A 17630-nucleotide genomic window follows, 5' to 3' on the forward strand; every position below is an offset into this window, starting at 1 on the left:
TCGCGTTTTTGCGTGGTGTATTCCCGTTCGGCATGGCGTTTATAGAGCGTATCGCGGGCAAAGAAAATATAATGCTCTTTAAGCAGCTCCGTTAAGATTTCCGGTACGGACTGTCGATGGAAAATACGGCTATCCTGGTTCAGTGTCATCAGCCACATTTTGGGGCGGACAGTGAAAATATAAAAAGTGCGACGGCCATCGGTATTACCCTGTTCAGCCCCGGTTATCAAACCATTAATGGTCCGTTCGGTCACGCCATTACGGGTAACGGTCAGTGACGCGCTGTCCCCCAGTTGTTCATTCAGGGGAATGTCATCACGTGAGCTCACCACCTTTAACGTCAGGCGATAAAGCTGTGACAGCTCTTCCTGTAAAGTAAATTGCGATACCTGAAAAGTGGTTTGGGGCAGTTCGCCAATTCGGCAGGTGAAAACTAATCCATCCATATTTGAAACCTTACATCATTGAACCATTATCCTGAAACGGGGATAACGCAAGAAGCCATTAAACGAGCCATGACATGCGGCTCTTTTAAATAGCGGCGGTCTGTTCCGCGGTAAAAAAATGACAGCGTAAAATAGCCATCATTTAATACGTGGCGTTAGCGAGAACAATAGACCGCGTCCAGCTGAGTAGGATGGAGTGGAGACAAGTAACAGAGAATTTCGCTCTCTAAATATTATGACCACAAGATCACGATATTTGTCATATGAACATAAAAAAACGTGACAAATATCATACAAAATAGCTAATTAATCGATATCAGTTCCGATTTTTCATAATTGAATTCTTTAATTAATAAATCGCTCAATCGCTCCTTTTCAATCGAAACTTGTCGGCCAAGTTGGGTACGGTGGATTCGAACCCATTTGCACGGTACAACCCAACTGCCGATAAGGCGCTATTTCGACGTCGATATAAAAAACTTCGCCCCGGAGATAAATCACGGCTTGCCAGTGATTGTTAACATGCTCACACTTTCTATTGCGTGCGAAACCCTTGGTCTGTAAGGGATAACGAGCGGAGAACATCATAGTGAAAGCATATCAACAGACAGTATCTGAATGGTTGCGCCTTGTTGGTGAACGCCAAGGTGTAGCTTTGAGCATTGGCAGCGATGGTCACTGTACAGTACCTTTCGGCCAAGGTGGTGAGTGCATCATCGAAGTGCCGGGTAATGATGACGTTCAGGCATTTTATTTCTATATTCCTTTGTTGCGATTGCCAGCAGATGAGCCGGGCCAGTTGATGTTGACCCGGGCTGCCCTTGAGCTGAATATGTTCGGTCTTACCACGGGCGGTAGTCAGATCAGTCTGGACAGTCGTACCAATTATCTGGTGTTGAGCTTCTCCGCGTTAATCGAGATGTTCGATGAAACTGCATTTATGCAGACTCTGGGAGAGTTCCTCGATCTTGGGATCAGCTTGCAGTCTCAGTTTCAGGTGATCAACACCCAGCAGAATGGCGCATCATCTGTGCTGCATCCATTACCCGGTTCAGCCATCGTATGCTGAATTTCGGTCATCTGAATAACCAAGGAGAATAATAAGATGTCTATTCAAGGTATTGGGCACACTCCCAGCGCCACGGCATTGGCACCCCTTTCGAACGGAGAAGTACAGACACCATCTCGCAATAATAATGTTCATCATCATCTTGCCTCTCATTACACCAGTACTGGTCTTGGTACTCAGGTGTCGCCGGGCAAGGTGCTAACCACCACACTGAAATATCTGACATTGAGTGCCCCGGCTCGCAAGATTGGCACTGCCATACAGGGAGGACATGACTCCCATGCACAGAGTGCCAAAGGTAAGGCGCGTTACTGGACTGGGGCCATTATCAAGGGATTGGCTAATATCACGGGCGGTGCCAGTAGTGTAACGAGTGGTGCAATTTCAGTCGGTGTTACAGGCGTTAAAAACCTGGCGGAATCCACAGGGCGTTTGCTGGCATCTTCTGCCTTAGGGCTGGCCGGAGCGGGCGCGAAGGGAGTCTCGCACCTGCCGCTTGGCGCGTCCGATCGTTTGCAGGCTGGAACGCGTGCCGAGCAATTGCTGAATTCTGCCAAGGTGATCGCCAAACCTGCGTTTGTGGCTAAAGCGGAGCAAGAGCCGTTGAATGCTGTGGGAGCTAAGGCAGTGATGGATGCGGCTCAATTGGCGAGAATCAGTTGCTCCAGTAGCTATCGGGATATGCCTGCGGGTTACAGTCATTCCACTTTAGCTGATATCCCGTCCTCAATACTGGCTCGCCGGGAGGATGGCAGTGGCGGAACTGGCAGTGAGTTAACCCTGCATGTTCGCCCCAGCAAGGGGGTGAATGATCCTTTAATCCTTGAGGGAGATGGCTGGTCTGCGCTCAAGGTTGCTGTTTACAAACGTGACGATACTATGGTGCTCTCCTTCGTGGGCACCCAGCCAACTAAGCGTCCTGGTACAGTGAAGAGTGACGTCGGCGCTGCTTTGGGGATCAAGGACAGCGCGTTTCAGGATGCTGACCGCTTGGTCAAGGCTTTTACTAAACAATATGGCGGCAAGGTTGAGGTTCTAGGCCACTCCTTGGGAGGCGGGCTGGCGCAATATGCGGGCATCAAACATGGGATCAAGGTCACCGCATTCAACAGCATGGGATTGCATGTAGGATTACGGGATCGGCTGGCCGACAAGTTGGATAGTGCCAACGTCACCCACATCAATACCAGTAGCGATCCTCTGAGTCAGAAGGCCGAACATGGTATTTGGGGGCTGGATGCTTCTTCTCAGGTAGGCAAGCGTTATGTTATTGAGCATTCAGGTGGTCACCGTATGGAGTCGGTGACCGCAGGTTTGGAAGCCTTACTGGCTTAACGACTCGATATGTCAGGACAACGCCTCCTGGGGAGGCGCTGTTGCTGCCAACAGGCACGGTATTTAATGCAGTTGCACCTTATTTCAGCGCCTTGAGGATTTGCCAGGCCGCTTTGATGCGCACTTCATTGGGGTAGTTTTTGTTGGCCAGCAGCACAATACCCATTTGCTCTTGCGGCACAAACGCGACATACGCGCCGAAGCCATTGGTGGAACCGGTTTTATTGATAAAAAGCGCATCCGTTGGCGGCTCTGGCGGCGATAGTTCCGTGGTTTTGTTGGCCTGATAAGCGATCTGCGCCGAGTTGCCGCTCAGTACCTGCTCAAGGGTAACGGGCCAGTGATAAAGCTCCCAGCCCAGCCCTTGCGTCATCTCCCCCACCCGGTAATAGCCGGTATGGGTTGCCCGAATGGCCTGTGCCAGTTTGCTGTCACCTATGCGGGAAGGATCGATATTTGCGTCTACGAAGCCGATCAGCTCCTGTGCACTGGTTTTCAGACCATAGGCTTCCTCATCCAGCACGCCGGGAGTTATGCGAATCGGTTTATTCTCTTTTGAATAACCCAATGCATAATTTTTCATCTCCTGCTCGGGCACGTTAAACCGGGTATGGTGTAGACCAAGCGGTGAAAGGATTTGGTTTTTCACCAGTATTGAGTAAGATTTTTCAAGGCGTTGGGCAACGATATAGCCCGCCAGGCCAATGCTGGGATTGGAGTACTGGCGGTAGGTTCCGGGCGTGTACTTTGGCTGCCAGTGCTGAAACCAGTCCACCATTTTGTTATTGCTGTCGATCTCATCAGGGAATTGTAACGGCAGGCCGCTTGCGGTATAGGTGGCAATATTCAGCAGGTTTATGTTGTCAAAGGTGCTGCCTGCAAGCGGTTGAAAATGCTGGCTGGCCTTATCGGAGAGGGAAATGGCTCCCGTCACCTGCGCCCAAGAAATCAGGCTGCCGGTAAAGGTTTTGCTGACCGATCCTATTTCAAAGATTGTCTCTTTGGTGACCGGCGTGTTGCTCTCTTTTGACGCGTCACCGTATTGATAGAAAAAATGTTGACCGCGGAAAGTCACCGCAATCGCCATTCCTGGAATGTCATATTCCTGCATCAGGGAGTGTATGGTCTTATCAACGGTATTTGTCAGGCGGGGCTGATCTGGTGTATTCGAGGCTTGAGCGCCGAGAGAAGCGGCAAGCAGCAAACTGCCAGTCAGCACCGAAAATCGTTTTGTCATGTGGCGTGTCCTTCAATTACAGTGAGAGCTTTCAGTCTTGGATTCTATCAGGATTTGTACACCCAATCACAAAATTTGTGATCTCTATCACCTGACAAAATAAAACTTTGCGGTTGCTGATTGAAAACCAAGCGCTTTCGTTTCTTTATATCAATTGCTACCCAAAATGGGGATGAAAACTGATTTTTGGGTAAATAGTCAGTGACCAGAGAATTTAGTATTTCCTTTCGTTACGTTTCCAATCGAAACCTTTTATGCCAATTTTTGTCTATATAATAGACTGTAATAGCGATCACAATTTCATTTAATTGCTTTTGCTGTAATTAAATCGAAAGAGAGGGAAAGCAATTCATCACAGGCGGCATAAATTTGTCGCTGAAAATCTGAGGAGTATAACGGAATGGCTGTGGATACCGTAAAAAGACGTGAACAGATTATCGACTTGCTGTGTCATGAGGGCAGCGTGCGTGTCGAGCATCTGAGTACTCATTTTGGGGTTTCCAGTGTCACTATCCGTAATGACCTGCGTTATCTGGAACAAAAAGGTTGTGCATTGCGTTCCTATGGCGGTGCCATGTTGAATCAGCAATTCGCCTTTGATCGCCCCTTGCAAGATAAAGGCCGGATGAATCGTGATGTGAAATCGCGCATTGCGGCCAAGGCGGCACAGTTTGTTCAGGATGGTGATGCTCTGATCCTTGATTCTGGTTCGACTACCACGCAAATTGTGCCATTTCTGAAAGAGCGGCGTGATCTGGTCGTCATGACTAACGCGTTGAATATCGCCTATGAATTGGCGGGGTTTGACCGGATGGAGGTGATGGTGCTTGGCGGGAGTGTGCGTCAGAACTCCTACTCGCTCTATGGCCCGGCGGCGGAACAGCAATTGCGTCAATATCGCTTTGACACCCTATTTCTTGGCGTCGATGGTTTTGATCTGGAAGCAGGGATAACCACGCCACACCCCGGTGAAGCCCACCTTAATCGCGTAATGTGTGAGGTAGCGCATGAAATTATCGCGGTGGCGGATGCCAGTAAATTTGGGCGCAGAAGTTTTTGTATGATCCGTCAAGCTGGACAGATTCATCGGCTGATTACTGACAGTCGGATCCCCGATAACTACAGGCGGGCATTAATTGAACTCGGTGTGGATGTGATTATTGCCGACGAATAGTTCTTACCGAGATTCTTGCCCGCATGGGAGACACCATGCAGTCACTATTACAACTTATCCGTCGTCACAAATCAGGTGAAGCAGTGGGGATCTATTCGGTCTGTTCCGCTCATCCCTGGGTATTGGAAAGTGCTTTGCGCGTCGCTAAAGAGCGTAAGACCTCGGTATTGATTGAAGCAACTTCTAATCAGGTCAATCAGTTTGGTGGTTATACCGGGATGCAACCTGCTCAATTCCGGGATGCAGTTTGGCAACAGGCCGATCGCATTGGTTTACCGCGTGATCGTGTCTGGTTAGGGGGCGATCATCTTGGACCCAATGCCTGGCAGGATCTTCCCGCTGAACAGGCAATGAAACTGGCTGAAACGTTGATACACGATTATGTGGCGGCGGGGTTTCGTAAGATACATCTCGATTGCTCGATGTCCTGTTTGGATGATCCAACGCCGCTTGGCGACAAGGAGGTTGCGGTACGTGCAGCTCGTTTGTGTCAGGTGGCAGAACGTTGTTGGCAGCAGGTGGGGGGAGAACCACCGGTTTATGTGATAGGTACCGAAGTGCCGGTACCGGGCGGAGCGAAAGAAGCATTGGCAGGAATGCAAGTCACGACGCCTCAGGCAGCGGCGACAACGTTGAGTGTACATCAACAAGCCTGGCGATTGGCTGGACTGGAACCGGTATGGCCGCGGGTGATTGCGCTGGTGGTGCAACCGGGGGTGGAGTTCGATCACCATTATATTGAACATTATCAACCTAAACGTGCAGCGGCACTGAGTCAATATATCGAATCTCAACCCTATTTAGTCTATGAAGCTCATTCCACTGATTATCAAACGGCGCAAGCTTACCGTGAATTGGTACGTGATCACTTTGCCATTTTGAAAGTCGGCCCAGCTTTGACTTTTGCTTTACGTGAGGCGCTTTTCGCACTCGATAAAATCGATGGTGAATGGAATGGGGAACAGGACGCGGCTCATCTGTGCGCCACGTTAGAACAGGTCATGCTTGAGCAGCCGGAGCACTGGAATCGCTATTACCACGGTACACCGCATCAACAGTTTATTGATCGTCAATACAGTTTGAGTGATCGCATTCGTTACTACTGGCCGTATCCACAGGTACAACAGGCAGTGAATACCTTGATGGATAACCTGCGTTGTCGCCCGGTTTCCCTTTCACTGCTGAGTCAGTACCTGCCGGAGCAGGCGCAGGCCGTTAATGCCGGAAGGTTGGATAATGACCCACACGCTTGGGTGTTGGATAAAATTCGTTCTGTACTCTTAAACTATGTGCAGGCTTGTGAGCCCGAGGTACAAGGAGTTTTAGCATGAATGAACTGTTTTCCTATACCGAAGTCTGGTTGCGTGATCACCATGCGTTGCATACCGCCAGAGAGATTCATCAACAGCCTGAGCTTTGGCGTCAGTTATATCAAAATCTGCAACGTGAAGAAGCGTTATGGCGACCCTTTTTGCAGCCTTTATTATCTGATCCGGAGTTACAGATAGTGCTGTGTGGCGCAGGTTCCTCCGCGTTTATCGGGCGAACACTGGCGCCTTGGTTGCGCGAGCAGTGTGGACTGAATGTGGTCGCGTACAGCACCACAGACATTGTGCCTTCTCCTTTGCAATATCTCGATCCAACACGTTCAACCTTGCTGATTTCTTATGGGCGATCGGGCAATAGCCCGGAGAGCGTGGCGGCGGTAAAACTGGCGGATCAGCTCCTGTCACGCTGTTATCACCTGATGCTGACCTGTAATCCCGGCGGTGCGTTAGCGCGTTATGCCGAAGGGCGCTCTCACGTCTGTTCGTTGAATATGCCACAGGGTTCTCATGACCAAAGTTTTGCTATGACGTCCAGTTTTAGCTGCATGACGTTAGCAACAGTGCTGCTGCTAGGGCCATTGACGTTGGAACAGTGTGATGAGCCGTTGAGGGCGATGATCGTGTTGTGTGAGCGGGAAAGGGAACAGTGGCAGACACAGATTAAGCGGCTGGCCCGTTGTGGTTTTAAACGCATGATGTGTTTGGGTTCCAGTTGTTTTACTGGGGTTGCAGAGGAGGGGGCGCTCAAGATGCTGGAGCTGACTGCCGGGCGTGTCACGACGCGTTACGATTCGTCAATGGGGGTGCGTCATGGGCCGAAGTTTATGATCGAACGCGATACGTTGGTGGTCATGATGCTTTCGGCTGATCAGTATCGTCGTCGTTATGATCTCGATCTGTGGCATGAGCTGAATCATGACGGATTGGCGTGTCAAATTGTTGCACTGAGTGGCACACAGGGGAAAGGGTTCACTGTGGTTAACAGTGAACAAGACGATATCTGGCTGTTGTTCCCCTATTTGATATTTTTGCAGATGTTAGCGTTTGAAACCTCGCTGGCACTGGGCATAACGCCAGACAATCCATGTCCGACAGGGGAAGTCAACCGCGTGGTGAAGGGGGTGGAAATTTATCCTTATCATCCACCGTATTCACCAAGAATAAAATGTAGCAGGAGTGATTATGTCGATACCGAATATTTTAATGACTCGAATTGATAACCGGTTGGTGCATGGTCAAGTCGGTGTGACCTGGACCAATTCACTGGGGGCCAATTTGGTATTGGTGGCTAATGATCACGTTGCCAGTGATTTGATGCAGCAAAATCTGATGGATATGGTGGTTTCTGATGGGGTTCAGACGCGTTATTTCACCCTGCAAAAAACCATTGATGTGATTCATAAAGCGGCTGAGCGCCAGAAGATTTTTATCGTCTGTAAAACACCGCAGGATGTACTGACGTTAGTAAAAGGCGGAGTACCGATCCGCTTCGTCAACGTGGGTAATATGCATTTTGCTGAGGGAAAGCGTCAAATTCATAAGACGGTTTCGGTTGATGACAGTGACGTGGTGGTATTTCGTGAACTGGAGCAACTGGGTATCACTTGCGAGATTCGGCGAGTGCCGGATGAAGCGGGAGAACCTATCGCTAAATTGCTGGTTTAAGGGGTGAGTTATGCTGATTGATGCGATATTGATTGGGTTACTGGCAGGATTGGCCGGAGTGGATCTGTTCGATGGGTTGACTCATTTTCATCGTCCAGTGGTGATTGGGCCGTTGGTCGGGCTGATTTTAGGGGATGTGCAGACGGGTTTGCTGGTCGGGGGGACACTGGAGCTGGTCTGGATGGGAATGGTGCCACTGGCAGGTGCTCAGCCGCCAAATGTGGTGATTGGGGGTGTGATTGGCACGGCATTTGCCATTTTGACTCATGCTGATCCTAAGGTGGCGATTGGTATCGCGGTGCCGTTTTCTATTGCGGTACAAGGCTGCATCACCCTGCTGTTTACCCTGTTCTCACCCATGATGCATAAGTGCGATCAGATGGTGAAAGCGTTGAACTGGCGCGGCGTGGAGCGTGTGAACTACTTGGGTATCACCATTCTGTTCTGTTTCTACTTTATCGTGGCATTTCTGCCAGTCTATTTCGGTGCTGACGCTGCCAGCGTCATGGTACAGAAGGCGCCGCAATGGTTGTTGGATGGTCTTGCGGTTGCGGGCGGCATGATGCCTGCTATCGGTTTTTCTATGCTGATGAAAATTATGATGAAAAAGACTTATATCGCTTATTTCATTTTAGGTTTTATTTCAGTCACATTCCTTAATATGCCGATTATTGCCGTAGCACTTGGCGCTTTTGCGATTGCATTGATCGATTTCTTTAACCGTTCCCGTATGGAAGAGGCCGCTGAACGCAGCGCGCCTACCACTCAATCTCAGGAGATGGAAGATGGCATTTAACGATACCGATGCAGCTATGGCAGCTAAAGCTGAGAACAGGATGGCGCAGACGCTGGCAACCAGTCAGGTTGAACAGGATGACTATCAGGACACGATACCGAGTGAGGATCTGACCAACGGCGATTTGAATCGTATGGCGTGGCGCTCTTTGTTGCTACAGGCGTCATTTAACTATGAGCGTATGCAGGCGGGGGGCTGGTTGTACACCTTGATCCCGGGTCTGCGTAAGATCCACAAGAATCCGCAAGATCTCGCAAATTCGATGAAGATGCATATGGAGTTTATCAATGTGCATCCGTTTGATGCCACCTTCCTGTCTGGGTTGGTGCTGGCAATGGAGCGAAATAAGGAGAAAATTTCCACTATTCGTGCAGTAAAAGTGGCGCTGATGGGGCCACTAGGTGGGATTGGCGATGCATTATTCTGGTTGACTCTGCTACCCATCTGCGCGGGTATTGGGGCCTCTCTGGCGCTACAGGGCAGTCTGTTTGGCCCCATCATATTCCTGTTGCTGTTCAATATCGTGCATTTCGGCTTGCGTTTTGGTTTGGCGCATTATGGTTATCGTGCAGGAACCAGCGCGTTAAGCTTGTTGAAAAAGCATACCAAAAAGATCTCCCACGCTGCTTCAATTGTGGGAATGACGGTAATCGGAGCGTTGGTAGCTTCCTATGTCCATCTCTCAACGCCAGTAATAGTAAATGCCGGTAAGGCCAGTGTGGCGTTGCAGAAGGATGTGCTGGACAAACTAATGCCTAATTTGTTGCCGTTGTGTTTCACCCTGCTAGTGTTTTGGTTGATGAAAAAAGGATTTTCCCCGGTCAAGTTAATTGGTTTGACGGTTGTGATCGGTATTGTAGGGAAGTTTGTGGGTTTTCTTTAATAAACGGCACTGAGGAGAGGGAATGTTAGGTATTGTAATCACCGGTCATGGACATTTCGCCAGTGGGTTGTTGCAGGCAGTGGAACAAGTTGTCGGACGACAACCGCAGTGCTGTGCTGTCGATTTTCCTGAGGGAATCAGTACGCAACAATTATTGGTGTTGTTGGAGGCGGCCTGCACAGCTTGTGATAGTGGTGAGGGTATCATTATTCTCAGTGACTTACTGGGTGGATCACCGTTTCGGCAGGCGGCGCAACTGGCAATAGCTAATCCATGTTATGAAGTTATTGCCGGTACGAATATGCAACTGGCGGTAGAGATGGTGCTAGATCGTGAAGGTATGACGCTGGAAACATTTCGTGATACGGCGCTGGAGTGTGGGCGGCGGGGATTAACCAGCCTGTGGCACGAACAGCAGAAACGAGGGTATGACAGCCCGAATCTGGATGGCATTTGAGGAGCTTACATGTATCTGATTTCCAGTCGTCAAATGTTGAAAAAGGCTCTGCGTGGAGGCTATGCGGTTCCTGCTTTTAACGTCCATAATCTGGAAACTGTCCAGGTGATAGCGGAAACCGCTGCACGCTTGGCATCACCGGTTATTCTGGCAGGTACGCCGAGTACTTTCAGTTATGCGGGGACTGACTACCTAGTGTCAATCTGTCAGGATGCTGCTCGTCGCCACAATCTGCCGCTGGCGTTGCATCTCGATCATCATGAGGAACTGGAGGATATCAGTCATAAAGTGACCGCAGGTGTGCGCTCGGTAATGATTGATGGCTCGCATTTACCCTTTGAAGAGAATATTCGTAAGGTGGCTGAGGTGGTACGATTTTGCCATCGTTACGATGTTAGCGTTGAGGCGGAATTGGGGCGGCTAGGCGGGCAGGAAGATGATTTGCAGGTCTCCAGTGCCGATAGTTTTTTTACCGATCCGCTGGCAGCAAAAGCCTTTGTTGCCCGTACCGGTATTGATTCTCTGGCGGTAGCGATTGGTTCTGCGCATGGTTTGTATCATGGTGAACCGCATTTGGATTTTGATCGGCTAGCGGCAATCTGTGAACAGGTGGATATTCCGTTGGTGCTACATGGTGCATCGGGTATTCCTGAAGTGATGATACAGCAGGCGATTGGTCTTGGTGTATGCAAAGTCAATGTGGCGACCGATCTGAAAATTGCTTTTGCTGATGCGGTAAAGCGTTATTTCATTCAGCACCCAGATGCGAATGATCCACGTAAATATATCGCGCCGGGAAAACAGGCTATGCAGGCAGTAGTAGAAGAAAAAATCCGGATTTGTGGCAGTGCAGGTAAGCTGTATTCGTGAAGGTTCTGTTTTTTCATCCTGACTATTAAGGAAACTGCTGTGAAAATAAGAACGTTAAATAAAATCACGTTAAGTTTATTAGCGAGTTCCATGTTGTATAACACCCCAGTCTGGGCAGATAGCTGGCTGTTGGACGGTAACAATTACCATGTAACGGTTAGCGACGAACACGGTAAAGTAACGCAATTAAAATTTGAAAATCCAACAAACCACGATCACATCATCATTGACAATCTGTTTGAAATCACGTTGAAATCGGGAGAAAAGCTCACGGCTAAAGATTTTCAGATTACTGACATTAGCAAAAAGCGAAATCGTATTGTTATCTCCCTGAAACATGGTGACATTCAGGTAAGCAATATAATTACTGTGGAGGGTAAAGATAAATACGGCTCGTTTGAAATCACCATTACACCGCAGGAAAACGCGTTGGAGCTCAGCTCTGTCTCGTTGATACCATTTCACACTAAAACCCCTTTTGTTCACGGGTCTATCGTCAGTTCACCGATTATCAGCGATAGCTTCTTTATTGTTCCCGGTAATCCATTGATTACCACTGAGGCTTATAAAGGGAGCGCTTCGCAAAAAATTGCGCTCTCTATCCCGCTAGAGCCGGGGAAAACGTTAAGTTATAAGACGTATATTGGTGTTTATCAGCAAGGGCAATTGCGGCGCAACGTCAATGAGTTTTTGAACAATGCGCGTCCGCGTAAATATAGTCCTTACTTACATTACAACTCTTGGTACGATATTGGTTTCTTCACGCCTTATACCGAACAAGAGTCGTTGACTCGTATCAAACAGTTTGGGCAGGAATTGGTGACTAAGCGCGGTGTGAAGTTGGGTGGTTATCTGTTTGATGATGGTTGGGATAACCTCAAAGGAGATTGGGGTTTTAGTCAGGCATTTCCCCATGAGTTCAAAAATCTTAAACAGGCAGCAGATCAATATCGTGCTCGTTTAGGTATTTGGCTTTCTCCTTGGGGCGGTTATGGCCCACCTGGTGAGCAACGTGTTTCGCATGCGGAGGAGTTTGGTTATGAAGTGATAGATGGCAGATTTGCGCTCTCAGGCCCTAATTACTACGCCAATTTCCATAACCGGGTACTCAACCTGATTCAACAACAAAATGTATCCATGTTTAAGCTGGATGGCACCGGCAATGCTGATCGTGTGATTAAAGGGAGTTCATTCACCAGTGATTTTGATGCCGCTATCCACCTTATTGAAGATATGCGCAGTACAGGCAATGATCTGTTTATCAACTTGACCACAGGCACCAAAGCCACGCCTTCTTGGCTATTTTTCGCCGATTCTATTTGGCGTGGCGGCTATGATGTGGAGTTTCACGGTACAGGTTCCAAAGTGCAGCAGTGGCTTACCTATCGTGATGCAGAAACTTATCGTAATGTCGTCAGAAAGGGGCCGCTGTTCCCACTGAATTCGTTGATGCTGCATGGCATTGTGTATGCTAAACAGGCTAAGCATCTGGATAAACAGTCACCTAAAGATTTTGCCGATCAGGTTTGGAGCTATTTTGGCAGTGGCACTCAGTTACAGGAGATGTATGTTACGCCTGAACTGTTGACCACCGAGGATTGGGATACGCTGGCAAACGCGGCGAAATGGTCAGAGGAAAATAAAGATGTGCTGTTTGATACCCATTGGATTGGTAAAGATCCCACCGATCTAGCGGTGTACGGTTGGGGAGCCTGGAGTCCGAAAAAGTCGATTATCACCTTGCGAAATCCTTCTGATGAAGTGAAACAATATTATCTGGATCTGCAAAGCGATCTTGAATTGCCTGATAATCAGCCTTCGGTATATGACGTTAATATCGATTATGGCGAGAACAGCTCGGTACCGAAGTTTATCAATAAAACGGCGTTGATTACGCTTCAGCCGTTGGAGACATTGACCTTTTCTTTGACACCATCGAAATAATCACAGTGTTATTGAACTGCCCTGAATAATGATTTTATTCGGGGCAGTGATTATTTGTGGAAACTATTATGGCGGTGTTTTATTAGAATAAAGTCAGCATATTGTCAATAATTTGACACTTCAGATGTATTAGATTTTGGCTCTGCTAATAACTTTTTCTGCCGCTATATGTGATAGAAAACCTGAGCGGCTCCCGTATTCTGGATGATTTGCGACGAATTGATCGATACGGCGGATTAGTAATGATGGAAGAGTTACGTTGATTTTCTCTGACTTTCCCATTAATCATGTAATATCCACATTAATTACTGCCCATATTGCTCCTATATATTCAGGATCGGTAAGGTAGTTTTCTACGCTTGTCGCTTCTGGTACTGCTTCATTATCATCAATCAGCAACTCGATATGCGCTTCAATTGCTTCGCGGACGCTTTCTAGTGCATCTGTAAAATTATCCCCTCCAGAAAAGCAACCTGGGATATCAGGGACACGGACGCCGAAGGATGAATGACCTTTATCAATAGCAACTGGATATAACATTTACACCTCCGAGAAGTGGGCTCAAAGCCCTGCCTGTTTCTTGATACTTTTCAATGTTGGTAAAGGTATATCCTTTTGTTGTTATGGGCTAATGGTCTTGTCAGAATTGTCTGTAACTGAGTGGTGGAAACAAGTCACAGCAATTGTTTTTTTAAGAATTCATTTAAAGGGCAAAGTTAATGAAAGCATTGATCGTAATTGACATGTTAAACGATTTTGTCACAGGGGCACTTGCTAATGAGGCGGATGCGATGAAGATCGTGCCGGTAATCAAGCGGTTGATTGATCATGCCCGGCGTCAACCTGATTGGCCGGTGGTTTATGCTAATGATGCTCATCGAGCTGATGATCGGGAAATAAGTATTTGGGGTAAACATGCAATGGCCGGAACATCAGGCGCTAATGTCATTGAGGCACTGGCTCCTATTGGAGCAGAACGTGAATTGTTTTGCCCAAGCGATTTTATGGGGCTTTCGATGGAACCAATCTGGAAGAGGTTTTGAAAGCATATGGTGTGACGGAAGTTGTGTTAACCGGCCAACATACTCATTGTTGTGTCAGACATACCGCTTATGGCGCATTTATACGCGGTTATAGAATCAAGGTTCCATCAGATGCCGTGTGTGTTTTTCCGGGGGTCGATCAGCAAGCGGCTCTGGATTATCTTAAAACTATTTACGGCGCTGAAATTATAATGAGCACTGCATTAGTCATGTAAATTGGAATAATGGGTTATAGTCGGCTACCCGAACAATATTTCTTATACCCATCATGGGTATTGGTGTTGATGGTGGGTATGAGAGGTGCTATCATTCTCTTGGTTTTGATTAAAGAGAGGGATGATGTCTAGCGATGAACTAATAAAGCAAATCAAAGCGGTTGGCTGGAATTTTGTGCGAGCCAATGGTTCGCATCATGTTTTCGAGAAATCAGGGGAACCCAGCCCGATAGTAATTCCGCATCCGCGCAAAGATTTGGCGGTCGGGACGCTCAATAAAATACTTAAACAAGCAGGACTGAAATAACTTAATTAAGCGGTTGAAAGGCCGCTCTTTAATCAAAGAGAAGGTGTAAGCATGAGATATCCTATTTATTTACATCAGGCTGACGACGGATCGTTTTCCGGTTTTGTGCCAGACGTGATCGGATGTTACTTTGCTGGCGATACCATTGATGACGCTATTGGCGATGCTCAAAACGCATTAGATACTTATTTTGAATACATGAGCGAAAAGGGTGAGGCTCCAGTACAAGCCAGAACTGTTGCTGACCATCTAAGCAATGAAGATTGCACCGGCGGCAGTTGGGCTTATGTTGACATGGATTTAACTAAATACGATGGAAAAGCCATCAAGCTAAACATTACTATGCCCCAACTTTTGTTGGGTAGAATTGATGAATACGTGAACTCACATCGTGAGTATCATAGCCGCAGCGGATTCTTGGCTGAATTGGCTCGGCGTGAGCTATCGAAACACTCGTAAGATAATCCCTCTATCAAAACCATGAAAAGCCCGCTAACAGTGGGTTTTTTCTTTTAAGAATACCAAAGTGACATGACTAACCTCAGTTTCGTTTAAAAATAGCGATATCACAATCCCGTAAATTCAAGCTCGGTTTTTTAGGTTGGAATACGCGATGACGGGGAATACGGAGGTTGTGACAAACGGCAATTTTGGTTGAATCAATAAAAGCGATCCCCTGGGTTTCAGCCTTGCGTGACGAAAGAAAAGCACAGAGAGGAATGAGCGCCCTTTGCTTTAAGGTTAACATCCGGGTGTAGCTGACCAACCGGGGAAAATCGGCCTTAAGATAGTGTTTAATATGCTGAATATAAAACGTTTTAAAATCACGATAACGGCTCATGTGGAATAAAATGAGGAGCGTCATCACTTCACTGAGAGAAAGGGAAGCTTCGCGGCGACGTTTGAGCTAACCATTTTCAATTAACTGTTGATGCCAGAGAGGAATAAATTTTTGGCAAAAGTCATCGACGCAGCAGTAAAGTTCTTCTAAATTAGATATGTCTGAGGATCTCCACGATTTTGTTTTATCTAGCAAAAACTTTGATTGTGCCTCAGGCACTTAGTCCCCTTCTTAAGCAAACCTCAGGTTAAATAATAAGTTAGTGAAAGTTAAACAGCGGGTAAATTACGTCCATAATAAATTTCTTGTATCTCTTTTTTCAAAAGATGGGTAATTTCCTGCTTTTCAGTTTCACTAAGTTGTTCTGGTGTGGCATTAAATAGGTAATCATTCAGGTCAAATCTTTTTAGCATCATTTTTGTATGAAATAGATTTTCCTGATAAATATTAACATCCATCATGTAATACTGCGATTGCACTTCTTCAGTCATATAATTCTGAATAGAACTGATTTCATGATCGATATAGTGTTTCATGCCATTCACATCTCTGGTGAAACCTCGGACGCGGTAATCCATTGTGACAATATCTGATTCTAATTTGTGGATCAGATAGTTCAGCGCTTTGAGAGGTGAAATAACACCGCAGGTTGATACTTCAATATCAGCTCTGAAAGTGCATATGCCGCCGCCCGGATGGCTTTCTGGATAAGTGTGAACGCAGATATGGCTCTTATCCAAATGAGCAACGGCGGAATCGGGTAACGGACCTGGATTTTCAGTATTGTCTACATCCTTTGGGTCCATCGGCTCTTCGCTGACGAGTATGGTAACGCTTGCCCCTTGTGGCTCATAGTCCTGACGGGCGATATTCAAAATATTTGCACCAATGATCGAACATGTTTCGCTAAGAATTTCCGTTAAACGGTTAGCGTTATATTGTTCGTCAATATAAGCGATATAACTATCCCGATCAGCTTGACTTTTTGCATAACAGATATCGTAAATACAAAAACTCAGGCTTTTTGTCAGGTTATTAAAGCCGTGCAATTTCAGCTTGTGCAATTTATTTCACCTCCTGGCTAATGGGTGATTATGGGTTCTCGGATAGTGCATCCAGCAGATATTGTGGTAGAGCAAAGCTACCGACATGAACGGCTGGATTGTAGTAACGGCAGGTAAAACCTGCGTTGTCAAAGCGCTGTTGCAATGTTGTTAGATCCACATAGCGCAGTGCCGGGTTCTGACTCGCCCAGGCAAAGGTCATAATTCCGCCATAATAGGTTGGAATAGCTGCCTGATAGAAACCGCTGTCAGCAAAATAGTTGCTCAATTTTTTATGGCTGGTGATGGCTTCGTCCTGTTGCAGGAAACAGACACCATTCTGAGCAACAAAGATGCCATCTTCATTCAGGCAGCGTTGGCAACCTTGATAGAATTCAGATGTGAATAATCCTTCGCCCGGCCCGATCGGATCAGTGCAGTCAGAGATAATGACATCGAATTTCTGATCGGTGGTATTAACGAAATTAACGCCATCGTCAATGATCAGATTAAAGCGTGGATCATCATAAGCACCGGCATTATGATTAGGCAGATACTGACGGCAGAATTCCACTACGCCAGCATCGATTTCAACCATAGTGATGCTTTTAAGATATTGATGACGGCAGACTTCACGTAGCATACCGCCATCACCGCCGCCGATAATCAGTACTCGTTTGGTGTTCCCGTGGGCGAACAAAGGAACATGAGCCATCATTTCGTGGTAGATAAATTCATCACGTTCAGTCGTTTGTACTGTGCCATCCAGCGCCATAATGCGGCCTAATGCTGCGTTTTCAAAGATAATCAAATCTTGATGCTCAGTTTTATCGTGATAAAGTACTTTATCGACGGAGAAATACTGACCAAAGTTGGCGTGCAGGGTTTCGTACCAAATTTCTTTTTGTGACATATCCCGGCTTTTCCTCCACTGTGACAGTCATGAAAGTTGGGAGCACATAATAACCAACAATTCT

At 47.2% G+C, this 17630-nt stretch carries 20 protein-coding genes and 2 pseudogenes; 15 read left to right on the forward strand and 7 right to left on the reverse strand.

Going from position 1 to position 17630, the window contains the following annotated elements; translation table 11 throughout:
* Nucleotides 1-446, reverse strand: a 446-nt coding sequence (locus LG003_RS17535) for a contractile injection system protein, VgrG/Pvc8 family (RefSeq protein ID WP_262981271.1), incomplete at its 3' end; no start/stop codon positions are given.
* A gap of 375 nt (nucleotides 447-821) precedes the next feature.
* The gene (locus LG003_RS17540) at nucleotides 822-1034 is read right to left on the reverse strand and encodes a hypothetical protein (protein WP_262981272.1); all 213 of its coding nucleotides are present in this window, start codon (nucleotides 1032-1034) and stop codon (nucleotides 822-824) included.
* A 1-nt stretch (nucleotide 1035) separates the two neighbouring features.
* On the opposite strand from LG003_RS17540, the gene LG003_RS17545 reads away from it, so the two are divergent.
* On the forward strand, nucleotides 1036-1515 hold the full coding sequence (locus tag LG003_RS17545) for a CesT family type III secretion system chaperone (RefSeq protein ID WP_240000730.1): 480 nt from the start codon (nucleotides 1036-1038) through the stop codon (nucleotides 1513-1515).
* Nucleotides 1516-1551: 36 nt separating this feature from the next.
* A complete protein-coding gene (locus tag LG003_RS17550) occupies nucleotides 1552-2850 on the forward strand; it encodes a phospholipase (RefSeq protein ID WP_112877050.1) in 1299 nt (432 codons plus the stop codon).
* 79 nt (nucleotides 2851-2929) lie between these two features.
* Here LG003_RS17550 and ampC read toward each other — a convergent pair whose 3' ends face one another.
* The gene (ampC, locus tag LG003_RS17555; RefSeq protein ID WP_112877049.1) at nucleotides 2930-4087 is read right to left on the reverse strand and encodes a class C beta-lactamase; all 1158 of its coding nucleotides are present in this window, start codon (nucleotides 4085-4087) and stop codon (nucleotides 2930-2932) included.
* A gap of 400 nt (nucleotides 4088-4487) precedes the next feature.
* Between ampC and agaR the strand changes: the two genes are divergently transcribed.
* Genes agaR through LG003_RS17600 form a run of 9 tightly spaced genes read left to right on the forward strand, consistent with a single transcriptional unit; the run spans nucleotide 4488 to nucleotide 13204 of the window.
* Entirely contained in the window at nucleotides 4488-5261 is a 774-nt protein-coding gene (agaR, locus tag LG003_RS17560; RefSeq protein WP_112877048.1) for a transcriptional repressor AgaR, read from the forward strand.
* A 35-nt stretch (nucleotides 5262-5296) separates the two neighbouring features.
* Nucleotides 5297-6592, forward strand: a complete 1296-nt coding sequence (locus LG003_RS17565; RefSeq protein ID WP_262981273.1) for a D-tagatose-bisphosphate aldolase, class II, non-catalytic subunit — start codon at nucleotides 5297-5299, stop codon at nucleotides 6590-6592.
* Nucleotides 6589-7806, forward strand: coding sequence for an AgaS family sugar isomerase (locus LG003_RS17570; RefSeq protein ID WP_262981274.1), 1218 nt, complete (start codon nucleotides 6589-6591; stop codon nucleotides 7804-7806). The genes LG003_RS17565 and LG003_RS17570 overlap by 4 nt, the downstream gene beginning before the upstream one ends.
* Nucleotides 7772-8254 carry a PTS N-acetylgalactosamine transporter subunit IIB gene (agaV, locus tag LG003_RS17575; protein WP_192880998.1) on the forward strand — a complete coding sequence of 161 codons (483 nt, stop codon included), beginning with the start codon at nucleotides 7772-7774 and terminating at the stop codon, nucleotides 8252-8254. The genes LG003_RS17570 and agaV overlap by 35 nt, the downstream gene beginning before the upstream one ends.
* Before the next feature lie 10 nt (nucleotides 8255-8264).
* Nucleotides 8265-9050 carry a PTS N-acetylgalactosamine transporter subunit IIC gene (agaW, locus tag LG003_RS17580; RefSeq protein WP_112877045.1) on the forward strand — a complete coding sequence of 262 codons (786 nt, stop codon included), beginning with the start codon at nucleotides 8265-8267 and terminating at the stop codon, nucleotides 9048-9050.
* Nucleotides 9040-9933 (forward strand): PTS system mannose/fructose/sorbose family transporter subunit IID, encoded by an 894-nt coding sequence (locus LG003_RS17585; protein ID WP_112877044.1) that lies wholly within the window; start codon nucleotides 9040-9042, stop codon nucleotides 9931-9933. The genes agaW and LG003_RS17585 overlap by 11 nt, the downstream gene beginning before the upstream one ends.
* Nucleotides 9934-9955: 22 nt before the next feature.
* Nucleotides 9956-10390, forward strand: a complete 435-nt coding sequence (agaF, locus tag LG003_RS17590; protein ID WP_112877043.1) for a PTS galactosamine/N-acetylgalactosamine transporter subunit IIA — start codon at nucleotides 9956-9958, stop codon at nucleotides 10388-10390.
* A gap of 9 nt (nucleotides 10391-10399) precedes the next feature.
* On the forward strand, nucleotides 10400-11260 hold the full coding sequence (locus LG003_RS17595) for a tagatose bisphosphate family class II aldolase (RefSeq protein ID WP_112877042.1): 861 nt from the start codon (nucleotides 10400-10402) through the stop codon (nucleotides 11258-11260).
* Between the two features lie 39 nt (nucleotides 11261-11299).
* Nucleotides 11300-13204, forward strand: coding sequence for an enterotoxin (locus LG003_RS17600; RefSeq protein WP_315903394.1), 1905 nt, complete (start codon nucleotides 11300-11302; stop codon nucleotides 13202-13204).
* Between the two features lie 129 nt (nucleotides 13205-13333).
* Here LG003_RS17600 and LG003_RS17605 read toward each other — a convergent pair.
* Nucleotides 13334-13744: pseudogene (locus LG003_RS17605) on the reverse strand (type II toxin-antitoxin system HicB family antitoxin).
* A 179-nt stretch (nucleotides 13745-13923) separates the two neighbouring features.
* Here LG003_RS17605 and LG003_RS17610 point away from each other — a divergent pair.
* The 4 genes from LG003_RS17610 (at nucleotide 13924) to LG003_RS17625 (ending at nucleotide 15228) form a co-directional block, all read left to right on the forward strand.
* Entirely contained in the window at nucleotides 13924-14247 is a 324-nt protein-coding gene (locus LG003_RS17610; protein ID WP_262981275.1) for a cysteine hydrolase family protein, read from the forward strand.
* A complete protein-coding gene (locus LG003_RS17615; RefSeq protein WP_262981276.1) occupies nucleotides 14244-14462 on the forward strand; it encodes a cysteine hydrolase in 219 nt (72 codons plus the stop codon). The genes LG003_RS17610 and LG003_RS17615 overlap by 4 nt, the downstream gene beginning before the upstream one ends.
* 121 nt (nucleotides 14463-14583) lie before the next feature.
* On the forward strand, nucleotides 14584-14769 hold the full coding sequence (locus tag LG003_RS17620; RefSeq protein WP_390894148.1) for a type II toxin-antitoxin system HicA family toxin: 186 nt from the start codon (nucleotides 14584-14586) through the stop codon (nucleotides 14767-14769).
* Nucleotides 14770-14820: 51 nt separating this feature from the next.
* The gene (locus LG003_RS17625) at nucleotides 14821-15228 is read left to right on the forward strand and encodes a type II toxin-antitoxin system HicB family antitoxin (protein ID WP_262981277.1); all 408 of its coding nucleotides are present in this window, start codon (nucleotides 14821-14823) and stop codon (nucleotides 15226-15228) included.
* Between the two features lie 142 nt (nucleotides 15229-15370).
* On the opposite strand, the pseudogene LG003_RS17630 reads toward LG003_RS17625, so the two are convergent.
* From LG003_RS17630 to speE, 3 genes and pseudogenes are all read right to left on the reverse strand, one after another.
* Nucleotides 15371-15769 (reverse strand): annotated as a pseudogene (locus LG003_RS17630) (transposase); the annotation flags it as partial.
* Nucleotides 15770-15879: 110 nt separating this feature from the next.
* A complete protein-coding gene (gene speD / locus LG003_RS17635) occupies nucleotides 15880-16674 on the reverse strand; it encodes an adenosylmethionine decarboxylase (RefSeq protein ID WP_112877034.1) in 795 nt (264 codons plus the stop codon).
* A gap of 28 nt (nucleotides 16675-16702) precedes the next feature.
* Nucleotides 16703-17566 carry a polyamine aminopropyltransferase gene (speE, locus tag LG003_RS17640; protein ID WP_112877033.1) on the reverse strand — a complete coding sequence of 288 codons (864 nt, stop codon included), beginning with the start codon at nucleotides 17564-17566 and terminating at the stop codon, nucleotides 16703-16705.
* Nucleotides 17567-17630 lie beyond the last annotated feature (64 nt).

Source organism: Photorhabdus kleinii (genome assembly GCF_025384885.1).
Classification (GTDB): domain Bacteria; phylum Pseudomonadota; class Gammaproteobacteria; order Enterobacterales; family Enterobacteriaceae; genus Photorhabdus; species Photorhabdus kayaii.

Coding starts and splice junctions, on each gene's coding strand:
- LG003_RS17620 (WP_390894148.1), top strand. CDS start 14,584: ATGATGTCTAGCGATGAACTAATAAAGCAAATCAAAGCGGTTGGCTGG.
- LG003_RS17550 (WP_112877050.1), top strand. CDS start 1,552: ATGTCTATTCAAGGTATTGGGCACACTCCCAGCGCCACGGCATTGGCA.
- agaV (WP_192880998.1), top strand. CDS start 7,772: ATGTCGATACCGAATATTTTAATGACTCGAATTGATAACCGGTTGGTG.
- agaW (WP_112877045.1), top strand. CDS start 8,265: ATGCTGATTGATGCGATATTGATTGGGTTACTGGCAGGATTGGCCGGA.
- LG003_RS17625 (WP_262981277.1), top strand. CDS start 14,821: ATGAGATATCCTATTTATTTACATCAGGCTGACGACGGATCGTTTTCC.
- agaF (WP_112877043.1), top strand. CDS start 9,956: ATGTTAGGTATTGTAATCACCGGTCATGGACATTTCGCCAGTGGGTTG.
- speE (WP_112877033.1), bottom strand. CDS start 17,566: ATGTCACAAAAAGAAATTTGGTACGAAACCCTGCACGCCAACTTTGGT.
- LG003_RS17595 (WP_112877042.1), top strand. CDS start 10,400: ATGTATCTGATTTCCAGTCGTCAAATGTTGAAAAAGGCTCTGCGTGGA.
- LG003_RS17540 (WP_262981272.1), bottom strand. CDS start 1,034: ATGATGTTCTCCGCTCGTTATCCCTTACAGACCAAGGGTTTCGCACGC.
- LG003_RS17570 (WP_262981274.1), top strand. CDS start 6,589: ATGAATGAACTGTTTTCCTATACCGAAGTCTGGTTGCGTGATCACCAT.
- LG003_RS17610 (WP_262981275.1), top strand. CDS start 13,924: ATGAAAGCATTGATCGTAATTGACATGTTAAACGATTTTGTCACAGGG.
- LG003_RS17585 (WP_112877044.1), top strand. CDS start 9,040: ATGGCATTTAACGATACCGATGCAGCTATGGCAGCTAAAGCTGAGAAC.
- LG003_RS17565 (WP_262981273.1), top strand. CDS start 5,297: ATGCAGTCACTATTACAACTTATCCGTCGTCACAAATCAGGTGAAGCA.
- ampC (WP_112877049.1), bottom strand. CDS start 4,087: ATGACAAAACGATTTTCGGTGCTGACTGGCAGTTTGCTGCTTGCCGCT.
- agaR (WP_112877048.1), top strand. CDS start 4,488: ATGGCTGTGGATACCGTAAAAAGACGTGAACAGATTATCGACTTGCTG.